This is a genomic window from Pseudomonas sp. B10(2017) (assembly GCF_002113295.1).
Classification (GTDB): Bacteria; Pseudomonadota; Gammaproteobacteria; order Pseudomonadales; family Pseudomonadaceae; genus Aquipseudomonas; species Aquipseudomonas pudica.
The window spans coordinates 129,525-141,023 of the sequence record NZ_NEJU01000012.1 but is presented as its reverse complement, the minus strand read 5'-3'; the positions used below and the strand labels follow the sequence as shown (position 1 = coordinate 141,023).

The following is an 11,499-nucleotide window of genomic DNA, read 5'->3' as shown; positions in this document are numbered from 1 at the left end:
CCCAACATGCAACCCCTCGAATGTGACGTACTCGTCATCGGCTCCGGCGCCTCTGGCCTGGCTGCCGCCGTTACTGCCGCCCATCACGGCCTGCAGGTGATCGTCGCGGAAAAAGCCAGCCAGTTGGGCGGCACCAGCGCCTGGTCGGGGGGCTGGCTGTGGATACCGCGCAACCCGCTGGCCATTGCCGAAGGCATCGTCGAGACCGACGATGCCCCGGAGCGCTACCTGCGTGAGCAAACCCACGTCAGCGAACTGGACCCGCGCCAGCGCGCCTTCCTGCACCATGGCCCGGAGATGGTGGCGTTCTTCCAGCAACATACCGCCGTACAGTTCCAGTGCGGCAGCCGCATGCCCGACATGCGCGAAGGCGACGGCAGCGCGCGCGGTGGCCGATCGCTGTGTGCGCTGCCATACGACGGGCGCCTGCTCGGGCCCTGGCTGCACAAGCTGCGCCCACCGCTGGACATCGTCAGCCTGGCCGGCATGGGCATTGCCGGCGGCGCCGACATGGCCGCCTTCTTCAACGCCACGCGCTCGCCCGCGGCCGCGCTGCATGTGGGCAAACGCCTGCTGCGCCATGGTCGCGACCTGCTGCTGCACCGGCGCGGCCTGCACCTGGTCAATGGCAATGCCCTGGTGGCACGGCTGCTGCGCAGCGCGCTGGACCTTGGCGTGACGCTCCTGACCGACAAGCCGGCCAGTCGCCTGCTGGGCGATGGCCGGGTCAGCGGCGCACAGTTTGCCGATGGCCAGATGATCAACGCCCGCCGCGGTGTGGTTTTGGCCTGCGGTGGCTTTGCGCATGATCGCCAGCGCATCGCGCAACTGATGCCGCATGCGCCGGAAGGTACCCAGCATTACTCCGCAGCCCCCAGGGAAAACAGCGGTGACGGCCTGCGCCTGGGCGAACAGGCCGGTGGCCTGGTCCAGGTGGCTGCGCCCCATGCGGGTGCCTGGGCACCTGTGTCGCGGGTGCCGCGCAGCGATGGCAGTTTCGGCCATTTCCCGCACTTGATCGATCGTGCCAAGCCCGGTTTCATCGCCGTGCGCCGCGATGGCCGGCGCTTCGTCAACGAGGCAGATTGCTACCACGACTTCATGAACGCGCTGTTCGCCGCCACCCCGCAGGGGGAAGCGCCGGAAGCATGGCTGATCTGCGACCATGCCGCGCAACGTCGCTATGGTATCGGCTGGGCCAAGCCCTTCCCTTTCCCCACCCGCCACTATCAACGCTGCGGTTACCTGCACAGCGGTCGCACGCTGGAGGAACTGGCGCAGCGCTGCGGGATCGACGCCGCGCAGTTGCAGCTCACGGTGAACGGTTTCAACCGCCATGCAGCCCAGGGTGAAGATCCGGTTTTCCGGCGTGGTGTATCGGCCTACAACCGTGCCCAGGGCGAGCCGCTGCAAGCCCCCAATCCATCGCTGCGGCCACTGCTGCACGGTCCGTTCCACGCAGTGAAACTGTTGCCGGGCAGCCTGGGTACCTTCGCCGGCCTGGGCACGGATGCCTCGGCCCGGGTACTGGACCGCCATGCGCGGCCGATCCCCGGGTTGCATGCGGTGGGCAACGACATGGACAGTGTGATGGGCGGGCATTACCCGAGTGGCGGTATTACCTTGGGGCCGGGGATGACATTCGGTTATCTGGCCGCAAGAGCGTTGAGTACCTTGACCACCTGAGTTTACGTTGCCCCTTGCTTCGCCCGCAGGCCCAACGCAAACGTTCGGTAACCGAACACTAGCCCCTACCTCGAATTGACGCTGCCGCCTCCACTGCTCACCATGCACCGGCCTTGCGTGCCCCCTGCCTGGGACTTGGTCACGCACCTGTAGCACCGCAGCTAATACAATTTCAAGAAACGAGCAGTCTATGAACCACTCCAAGATCACCCCCGCCGCCCCCCGGATGCACCAGGGTTCGATCGGCGACAAGCTTCGCGGCGCCTTCGGCGTCGGCAAGACCCGTTGGGGCATGCTCGCCCTGGTGTTCTTCGCCACCACCCTGAACTACATCGACCGTGCCGCGCTCGGCATCATGCAGCCCGTCCTGGCCAAGGAAATGGGCTGGACGGCCATGGACTACGCCAACATCAACTTCTGGTTCCAGGTCGGCTACGCGGTCGGCTTCCTGCTGCAAGGCCGGCTGATCGACAAGGTCGGGGTAAAACGCGCGTTCTTCTTCGCCGTGCTGCTGTGGAGCCTGGCCACCGGCGCTCACGGCCTGGCCACCTCGGCGGCTGGCTTCATGGTCTGCCGCTTCATCCTCGGCCTGACCGAGGCCGCCAACTACCCGGCCTGCGTGAAGACCGTGCGCCTGTGGTTCCCGGCTGGCGAACGAGCCATCGCTACCGGCCTGTTCAACGCCGGCACCAACGTCGGTGCCATGGTCACCCCCGCCCTGCTGCCGCTGATTCTGGCTGTGTGGGGCTGGCAGGCCGCGTTCATCGCCATGGGCAGCCTGGGCCTGGTGTGGGTGGTGCTGTGGGTGCTGAAGTACTACAACCCTGAAGATCACCCGCGCGTGCGCCAGAGCGAGGTGGAGTACATCCAGCAGGATGACGAGCCCGAGCCGACCCGCGTGCCGTTCAGCCGCATCCTGCGCCTGCGTGGCACCTGGGCGTTCGCGGTGGCTTACGCGATTACCGCACCGGTGTTCTGGTTCTATTTGTACTGGCTGCCACCGTTCCTCAACCAGCAGTACAGCCTGGGCATCAACGTGACCCAGATGGGTATCCCGCTGATCATCATCTGGCTGACGGCAGACTTCGGCAGCATTGGCGGCGGCATCCTGTCTTCCTGGCTCATCGGCCGTGGCGTGCGCGCTACCACGGCGCGGCTGGTGTCGATGCTGATCTTCGCCTGCACCATGGTCAGCGTCATCTTTGCCGCCAACGCCAGTGGCCTGTGGGTCGCGGTGGCGGCCATCTCGCTGGCGGTGGGCGCACACCAGGCATGGACGGCGAATATCTGGAGCCTGGTGATGGACTACACGCCCAAGCACCTGGTGAGCACGGTGTTCGGTTTCGGCAGCATGTGCGCTGCGATTGGCGGGATGTTCATGACGCAGATTGTCGGTAGCGTGCTGACCGCTACCAACAACAACTATGCCGTGTTGTTCACCATGATCCCGGCGATGTACTTCCTGGCGCTGGTGTGGATGTACTTCATGGCGCCGCGCAAGATCGAGAGCGCCTGAACGCGCTAGCCACTTACCTCTACGGGGCCCTTGCGGGCCCTTTTTTTGGCCAGTCAGCAATCAGTAATTTGCCTGCCCGGCCTCATCGCCGGCAAGCCAGCTCCCACAGGTACAGCGTTGTTCTCGAGGTTGTCGCTGTACCTGTGGGAGCTGGCTTGCCGGCGATAGGGCCATCAGCCTCACCGCAAATCTGCAGCTCCCACAAGGCCCCTGCCAGGGCAGTGAATCATGTGCAGCTCTGTAGGAGTAGCGTGGCCGCGAACACGGGCGGTAGCCCGTGCCATGCGCCGCATTCTATAAATCAGACTCTGGCCAACACTGCCATGGCCTTCTCCAGCGCCATGCGCGCACGCTGTTCGCCGCTTACGCCCTGTTCCAGCAACTGCCGCGTGGGGATCTCCAGGCTCAACGGCACACTGGGCGGCAAGCCGCGCAGCAGGCCGACCAGGTCGGCATCGCCCTCGCCCGGGAAGCGCCGCTCGTTGCGTGCCTGGCGCAGGATCTCGTCCATGTCGGCCGGCACCGGGCCGGCAACGTCGCACAGCTGGGCATAGCGCATGCGCTGCGGCGCCAGCTGCGCCAGATCGCCCAGCGAAGAGCCGGAGCGGTTGAAGTGGAAGGCATCCACCAGCACACAACCATTGGCACGGTCAGCGTTGGCCACCACCCGCATGGCCTGGCGCAGGTCACGCACATCAGTCCAGGGCATGAACTCCAGATGCGGATGAATGCCATACCCCGCCGCCAGGTCACACAACGCAGCAAAGCGCTCGGTCAGCCGCGCTTCATCCGGGTCGTTGCCAGCCACCAGCAGCTCCGTGCCGCCCAGCTCGGCACCCACTGCAAGGATCGGTTCGAAATCGGCGACACAGGTTTCCGGCTTCAGCCGCAATATCTCGAGGTCGAGCACCCTGATGCCCGTGTCGCGCAGGCGCGCCTGGGTCTGCCGACGCAGGCCGGCATCGGCCACCAGCGGAAAATGCTGTTCCTGCTCGGTGGCGGGCACCAGGCGCAGGCCTACGTGGCTGTACCCGGCGCGGGCTGCTGCCTCGACCATGTCCGGGGGTGGCAGCTCGAGTACCGTCAGGGCCGCCAGGGAGAAAATTCGATCAGTCATTATCGTCACCAGACAAGTCAGGCAATGTGCTCGGGCGCACAGGCCCGGCCAGTTTCCGCTGCCTGGCGGATCGCCTCGATCAGCGCCAGGGTACGGCCACCGTCGGCGGCATCGATCAGCGGCGCCTGTTCACCCCGGGCAACCCGCACGAAGTGTTGCAACTGCAAGGTCAATGCCTCGCCGGCGGGGATGCTTTCCTCGCTCTGCAACAACGGCGTGTGCCAGCCCGACCCGACCTCGGCGTAGTGCCAGCGCTTGAGTTGCGGAATGCTCAGGGCCCCTTGGGTGCCGGCCAGCAGGTAGCACGGTTGGCCATCCTGACGCGGATAGACCGGGCTTTCGCCAGAGTCCAGCTCCCAACTCCATGGCGCAGCCACCGCGTCGGAGCCAGTCAGGCTGCCCAATGCACCATTGGCAAACTGCAGTAGCACCGCGGCGCTGTCTTCGTTGGCAAAACCGCGTACATCGTTGCGGGTGAATGCCTGCACCTGCACCACCTCGCCGCACAGGTGGCGCAGCAGGTCCAGGTCATGAATCAGGTTGGTCAGCAAGAAGCCAGCGCCCGGCTCGCGTCGCCAGGGGGTTTCGAAATAGCTGTCGGGCTTTTGCAACTGCCACAGTGCGGTGACGTTGATCAGCCGGCCCAGCTTGCCGTCGGCGATCACCTGGTGAGCCTTGGCGATCAGCGGGTTGTGCCGGCGGTGATGGCCCACCAGCACCGGCACATTGTGGCGGCGCGAGGCTTCCACCAGCGCGCGGACTTCATCCAGGTGCACGCCCACCGGTTTCTCGACTAGCACCGGTACACCGACCTCGACGCAGTCGAGGGCAGTGGCGACATGCAGGTTGTTCGGGTTGGCAATGATCACTGCCTCGGGGCGCGCGTGCTCCAGCATCTGGCGGTGGTCGGCAAAACAAGGCACGCCGCATTCGGCGGCAAAGGCCTCGGCCTGGGGGCCCGGGTCGGCCACAGCGCACAGCTGGGCCTGCGGCACATTTAGCAAATGCTGGTAATGCTGGCGGCCCATGATGCCGGCGCCGATCAAGGCAATACGTAGGGGTGCGTTCAACAGCCTGTCCTCTTGTCATTGTTGTAATGCAGTTTCCGGAACTAAATTCCACATTCCGCATTGAACAATTTAGAACCAGGTTCAGCTTTTCAGAAGAAGCCGCAGAACACAGTGTGCGGTAATCGACCGGAAATGCACTTCAGGCGAACAATTCACTGGCCCGGCTGGCCGCCGACAGCTCCTCCGCCGCCGCCAGCAACAGCGGCGCCAGGTCTGCCAGGCGGCTTTGTGCCAGGCGCGCACTGGGCCCGGCGATGCTCAGCACACCGATCACCTCGTCGCTTTGCGGGCGGCGCACCACCGCAGCCAGGGCCGAGGTGCCAATGGCCGAGGTTTCCTCGACCCAGGCGTAACCGCGCTCGCGTGCGCGGCGCAGGTAGGTGAGCAATTCGTCGGTGGAGCGCGGCGCATTCGGGCCGAACTGCGCCGGGTCGGCAATGCCCTGGCGCAACACCATCTGCAGCGCCCGCTCATCGTCCAGACTGGCCAGCCAGGCATGCCCGGACGCGGTATAGAACAGCGGTGCGTCACGGCCCATGTCCGGGTCGTAGCGCAGCCCGGAGCGGGCGCCCTGGGACTTGGCGATCCAGGTCTGGCGGGCACCATCGATCACGCCAAGGCGCACCAGTTCGCCGCTGTCCTGGGCCAGGCGGTCAAGAATCGGCTGGATGATGTCGGCACCACTGCTGGCCAGGTAACGGAAGCCCAGCGCCACCAGCTTGGCCGACAGCTGGTAGCGGCTGTTGTCACGGTTCTGCCGCACATAGCCCAGCCGCACCAGCTCGGTGAGCATGCGATGGGTGGCGCTCTTGGGGATGTCCAGGCGCTCGGCCAGGGTTTGCAGCGGCAGCCCCTGCGGCTCGCCGGTAAGGCTTTCTACAAGACTGAAGGCGCGTTCGATCTGACTACCAGCCATGACACAGGTCCCTGAAATTTTTGCGAATTCTAGAAGATGATTCCACACCGCCGATAGCGGCCGCAGCCCGGGCAACACGAACTGTCCGGTTATCGCCCAATAATTGCCCACCAATGCCGCCACGCCCTTGCAGGCCGATTCCCTGCCAATAAGAATGTGGAACCTTGTTCCAATAACAATACAGGAATCCCGCAATGCCTTCCGCTCCCTACGAAACCGAATGCGATGTACTGGTCATAGGTTCTGGTGCCGCCGGGCTGGCTGCGGCCGTGACGGCTGCCTGGCACGGGCAGAAGGTGATCCTGGTGGAGAAGGAGCCAGTGTTCGGCGGCGCCACCGCCTGGTCAGGCGGCTGGGCCTGGGTACCGCGCAACCCGCTGGCACGCCGGGCCGGCATCGAGGAAGACATCGAGCAGCCGCGTACCTATCTGCGCAACGAACTGGGGGCGTACTACAACGCCGAACGCGTCGACGCCTTCCTCGAAGCCTGCCCGCACATGGTGGCGTTTTTCGAAAAGCACACGGCGCTGCAGTTTGCCGACGGCAACGGCATCCCCGACATGCATGGCGACACACCGGGAGCGGCCCAGGGAGGGCACCAGGTGATTGCCGCGCCCTATGACGCGCGCGAGGTCGGTGCGCTGCTGCCACGCCTGCGCAAGACCATGCGCGAAACCTCGTTCATGGGCATGCCGATAATGGCAGGTGCCGACCTTGCCGCGTTCCTCAACATGACCCGCTCGCCAAAGGCCTTGCTGCACGTGTGCAAACGCTTCGGCCGCCACCTGTACCACCTCGTCCGGTATGGCCGGGCGATGCACCTGGTCAACGGCGTGGCGCTGGTGGCCCGCCTGGCCAGGTCGGCGCAAGATTTGGGCGTGCGCCTGCAAGAGTCGGCACCGGCCAAACGCCTGCTGGTCGAGGATGGCCAGGTGCGGGGGGCGCTGGTGGCGACACCGCAGGGCGAGCAGTTGATCCGTGCCAAGGCCGTGGTACTGGCGGCGGGTGGGTTCCCCAACGACAACGCCCGCCGCCGGCAACTGTTCCCGCGCGATGCCAGCGGCCACGACAACCTGGCCCTGCCCCCCAAGGGTTGCTCGGGCGACGGCCTGCGCCTGGGCGAGTCGGCCGGCGGTGTGGTCGCCACCGACCTGAAGTCGCCAGTGGCCTGGGCACCGGTTTCGCGGGTGCCGCACCGTGACGGCAGGGTCGGCCACTTCCCGCACATCATCGAACGCGGCAAACCGGGCATCATCGGTGTATTGGCCAATGGCAAGCGTTTCGTCAACGAAGCGCATGGCTATTACGACTATGTGTCAGCGATGGTCGCGGCGGTGCCGCAAGGCGAAGAGGTGTGTTCGTGGCTGGTCTGCGACCATCGCTTCCTGCGCCGCTACGGCCTGGGCCATGCCCGCCCGGCGCCGCTGCCGGTGTGGCCGCACGTGCGCAGCGGGTATCTCAAGCAGGGGGCCACCCTCGAGCAGTTGGCTCAGGCCTGCGGCATCGACCCGGCAGGGTTGTGCGCTACGGTCAGCGACTTCAACGACCATGCCCGCAACGGCCAGGACCCGGCGTTCGGCCGTGGTTCCACACCGTTCAACCGCAAGCAGGGCGACCCGCAGCACAAGGGGCCAAACCCTTGCGTGGCGCCCATCGAGCAGGGGCCGTTCTATGCGGTGAAGGTGCAGCCCGGCTGCTTTGGCACCTTTGCCGGGCTGCGCACCGACGGCAATGCCCGGGTGCTGGATGAAGCCGGGCAGCCGATTGCTGGCCTGTATGCGGCGGGTACCGACATGGCCAGCGTGTTTGGCGGCTGGTATCCGTCGGGTGGCATCAACCTGGGCCCGGCGCTGACCTTTGGCTATGTGGCCGGGCGGCATATTGCCGGGGCGCAGGGGTATGAATGAGGTGAGCGATCACTGATGGCCGTGCCCTGTTTCTCATGGACGGCGCGATTCCTGTAGGAGCGGCGTTGTGTCGCGAAAGGGCCGCAAAGCGGCCCCAGCGATTTTGCAGTGATGCACAGATCGTTGGGGGCGCTTCGCACCCCTTTCGCGGGCACCCCCGCTCCCACAGGTACTGTGCAACTCTTGAGTATGGTGAAGATCCTGTGGGAGCGGGCGTGCCCGCGAAGAGGCCAGAGCAGGCAACACATTACTTCTGCCCTGGTGCAAAGTGCTTCGCCCATTGGGCATCTGCACCTCGATCAAGGTGTCTTCGAAGGAATGGGGAAGGAAGGGGCTGAATCCGATTTTTCGCTCAAGCCGGGCAACGCATCTGCTCCAACCAGTACGCCACATCCACCTCGTCGATCTGCTCGGCACGCAAGAACCGCTCGGCATACTGGCGGTATACCCCGCTGCTGAGGAACAGCTCCAGCAGCTGGCCGTCGATGTGCCCGCCACGGGCCATGCCCACCAGGATCTTCACCGACTCGGACAAGGTCTTCGGTGCCTTGTAAGGCCGGTCGGCCGCGGTCAGCGCCTCGAAGATGTCGGCAATCGCCATCACCCGCTCGGCAACGCCCAGGTCCTGCTCGCCCAGCCGGCGCGGGTAGCCACTGCCGTCCATTTTCTCGTGATGGTTGCCAGCGATGTCCGGCACCCGCTTGAGCTGGCGCGGGAACGGCAAGGAGCTGAGCATGATGATGGTCTGCACGATGTGTTCGTTGATCTTGAAGCGTTCCTCATCATTCAGCGTGCCGCGGCGGATCGCCAGGTTGTACAGCTCGCCATGATTGCTGGCGTAGGCCGGCAAGCGCATGTCGAAGCCCCAGCGATTGCGCGGGTCGTCCTTGGCCACCGGTGGCTTGCGGGGGCCCCAGGGCACGAAATGCTCGGGGCGGTCGGCCAGCAGTGGTTCGTCAACCGGTAGCGCGGGCGGAGGCATGTCGGCAAAGCGTTCCGCTTCATCACGGGAGATGCCCAGGCGGTTGTCGAAATGGCGCTGCCAGCAGCGCCGGCCAATCTGCTGCAGGCGTTCGATGTCGGCGTCCTGCATGAACTCGCCGCCGATGTTGGCCTGGGCGACGAAAGCGAAGTCGTCCTGCAGCTGGACCTGGCTGCGCGCCAGGGTGGCTTGCAGCGCCTGCTGGTCGCCACCGCTGGCCAGGCCTTGCCAATAGACCAGCTCGGCATCCCGCCAGAGCACCTCGAAACGCATGCGTACCTCGTGGATACGGTTGTACAAGGTTTCCAGCTTGGTCGCCTTGTCCACCACATACTCAGGGCTGGTGACCTTGCCGCAGTCGTGCAGCCAGGCCGCCACATGGAACTCGTAGCGTTCAGCCGCGCTCATGCTGAAGCTGGCATACGGGCCGGTTTCGGCCGCCACCGCCTGGTCCAGCAGCATTTGCGCCAGTTGTGGCACCCGCTCGCAATGGCCGCCGGTATAGGGGCTCTTGGCATCGATGGCATCGGCCAGCAGCTTGATCATGGCATCCAGCAGGCGTTGCTGGGCTTCGACCAGCTGGCGCGTCTCGATGGCCACCGCTGCCACCCCGGACAGCTCCGCAACAAAGCTGCGAAACGGCTGGCCGGCCTGCTCGTGTGCAGGTCCATCGCCCAGTTGCAGGACCAGGATGCCCAGCAGCGCCTGGCTACGGTCATTCAGCACCAAGGCCAGGCTGTGCTCGGGCAGGCCGAGGGCCTGGGTCACCGCCGTGGCGAGGTGTTGCTGGGCAGTCTCATCCACGGCCAGCTCGCCAGGGTACTGCTCGCCACGGCAGGCCGCGGCCAGGCGCAGCAAGGTGTGTTCGGCATCGAACAGGTAAACCACGCCAGCGTTGGCCCCGGCGGCTTCCACCAGATGGGTCAGCACACCGTCGAGCATGCTCTCCAGGTCGCGCTCGCGGCTGAGCGTGAGGGTAATCGCCTGGAAGCTGCGGATGGTGCCCGACATGCGGCCAAGCACGCGGCTCAGCTCACGCACCTCGTACACCCACGAGCGCACCCCGACTTCGCGGCTGAAATCAAAGCCGGCCAGGCCTTGCACCTGTTCAGCCAGCAGCCGCAACGGGCGACCGATACGCCGACCAATCACACCACCGAGCACCAGCAGCACGCTAATCAGGACGGCGGTCCAGAGCAACTGTTCGAGCAGTACCTTGCGCGCACCGGCCAGCAACTCATGGCCTGGCACGGCGATCAGCACCTGCAGGTCCTGGCCGGCCAGGTTGGTCAGTTGCACACGCATGCCATACCAGGTCTGGCCATCCACCTGATAAGGGTGCGGCCGGGTGCCTTGCGACAGGTTTGCGTAAAGGTGCTCCAGGCTGGGAATGCCCAGTTCGCCGATGCGCGACAAGCGCACGGTCTGCCCTTCGTGCACGATGACCCGCTGCAGGTCCGGGTAGGCCACCACGCTGCCCTGGTCGTCGACCACGACGATCTCGGTGCCGGGAGTCATGCGCAGGCCCTGCGTCTCGCTGACCAAGTCGTCGACCGAAACGTCCATGCCAATCACCGCACCGCCGTCGACGCTGCGCTGGGCCATGGTCAGGCCGATCTCGCGGGTGGTGAAGAACACATAGGGGTGGGTCAGCACGGTTGTGGGTTGGGCGCTGGCTTCGACAAACCACGGGCGCGTACGCGGATCGTAGCGGTATTCGGGCTTGGCCCGGGCCTGCAGCAGGTTCAGCGCGTGGTCGTAGAAGCGCCACTCACCCTGCACCGCCCCACCCTCACGGCTGACGCTCTGCACCAGAAATGCCGACCCCGGCGGTGCGGCGAAACGCTGCAGCACCTGCGGGTCACGCAAGCGGCGCACCAGCAGGAAATCACCACTGGGGTAACCCATGTAGGCGGCACTGAGCATGCGGTTGGCGTCCAGCGTCTCGACCAGTTGCGGCAAGCGTTCCAGGCGCTGCGCCGGGGTTTGCGCGGCCGGGTTGTGGGCGAGCAGGCGGATACTGCTTTGCACCGGGTCGATCAGGCGCCGGGCGCGTTCGTCGATGGTCTTGCCAATTTGCTGGGCCGAATCACCCGCTGCGGCCACCAAGGTCTGACGAATGCCGTGATAACCCTGCCAGGCCAGGGCGGCGCCGAGCAGCAACATGCCCAGCACGATGGCGAGTGCCACCAGCCACTGTAGTGAAATGCCACGTCCGGCGTTGCCAGCAGCACGACCATTCGACACGCAGCCCATCTCAGGTACTCCATGTATGGCGGTTTGACGGGGCAGCCAGGACGATCAT

At 65.5% G+C, this 11,499-nt stretch carries 7 protein-coding genes; 3 read left to right on the top strand and 4 right to left on the bottom strand.

Features of this window, described 5'->3' with window-relative positions:
* Positions 1-6: 6 nt before the first annotated feature.
* Together CAF92_RS16150 and CAF92_RS16145 are read left to right on the top strand one after the other, a co-directional pair.
* On the top strand, positions 7-1,686 hold the full coding sequence (locus tag CAF92_RS16150; RefSeq protein ID WP_085601372.1) for an FAD-dependent oxidoreductase: 1,680 nt from the start codon (positions 7-9) through the stop codon (positions 1,684-1,686).
* A 226-nt stretch (positions 1,687-1,912) separates the two neighbouring features.
* Entirely contained in the window at positions 1,913-3,202 is a 1,290-nt protein-coding gene (locus tag CAF92_RS16145) for an MFS transporter (RefSeq protein WP_371916245.1), read from the top strand.
* Positions 3,203-3,503: 301 nt separating this feature from the next.
* Here CAF92_RS16145 and CAF92_RS16140 read toward each other — a convergent pair whose 3' ends face one another.
* The 3 genes from CAF92_RS16140 to CAF92_RS16130 all read right to left on the bottom strand — a co-directional run bounded on the left by CAF92_RS16140 (position 3,504) and on the right by CAF92_RS16130 (position 6,305).
* A complete protein-coding gene (locus tag CAF92_RS16140; protein ID WP_085601370.1) occupies positions 3,504-4,319 on the bottom strand; it encodes a sugar phosphate isomerase/epimerase in 816 nt (271 codons plus the stop codon).
* A gap of 17 nt (positions 4,320-4,336) precedes the next feature.
* Positions 4,337-5,389 (bottom strand): Gfo/Idh/MocA family protein, encoded by a 1,053-nt coding sequence (locus CAF92_RS16135; RefSeq protein WP_085601369.1) that lies wholly within the window; start codon positions 5,387-5,389, stop codon positions 4,337-4,339.
* A gap of 139 nt (positions 5,390-5,528) precedes the next feature.
* Positions 5,529-6,305, bottom strand: a complete 777-nt coding sequence (locus CAF92_RS16130) for an IclR family transcriptional regulator (RefSeq protein ID WP_046613956.1) — start codon at positions 6,303-6,305, stop codon at positions 5,529-5,531.
* A 194-nt stretch (positions 6,306-6,499) separates the two neighbouring features.
* Here CAF92_RS16130 and CAF92_RS16125 point away from each other — a divergent pair, with 194 nt between their 5' ends.
* Positions 6,500-8,212, top strand: coding sequence for an FAD-dependent oxidoreductase (locus tag CAF92_RS16125; protein WP_085601368.1), 1,713 nt, complete (start codon positions 6,500-6,502; stop codon positions 8,210-8,212).
* Between the two features lie 352 nt (positions 8,213-8,564).
* Here the strand turns inward: CAF92_RS16125 and CAF92_RS16120 are convergent, their stop codons facing one another.
* Positions 8,565-11,450, bottom strand: a complete 2,886-nt coding sequence (locus CAF92_RS16120) for an HD domain-containing phosphohydrolase (RefSeq protein WP_085601367.1) — start codon at positions 11,448-11,450, stop codon at positions 8,565-8,567.
* Positions 11,451-11,499 lie beyond the last annotated feature (49 nt).

Coding starts and splice junctions, on each gene's coding strand:
- CAF92_RS16150 (WP_085601372.1), top strand. CDS start 7: ATGCAACCCCTCGAATGTGACGTACTCGTCATCGGCTCCGGCGCCTCT.
- CAF92_RS16145 (WP_371916245.1), top strand. CDS start 1,913: ATGCACCAGGGTTCGATCGGCGACAAGCTTCGCGGCGCCTTCGGCGTC.
- CAF92_RS16140 (WP_085601370.1), bottom strand. CDS start 4,319: ATGACTGATCGAATTTTCTCCCTGGCGGCCCTGACGGTACTCGAGCTG.
- CAF92_RS16130 (WP_046613956.1), bottom strand. CDS start 6,305: ATGGCTGGTAGTCAGATCGAACGCGCCTTCAGTCTTGTAGAAAGCCTT.
- CAF92_RS16125 (WP_085601368.1), top strand. CDS start 6,500: ATGCCTTCCGCTCCCTACGAAACCGAATGCGATGTACTGGTCATAGGT.
- CAF92_RS16120 (WP_085601367.1), bottom strand. CDS start 11,450: ATGGGCTGCGTGTCGAATGGTCGTGCTGCTGGCAACGCCGGACGTGGC.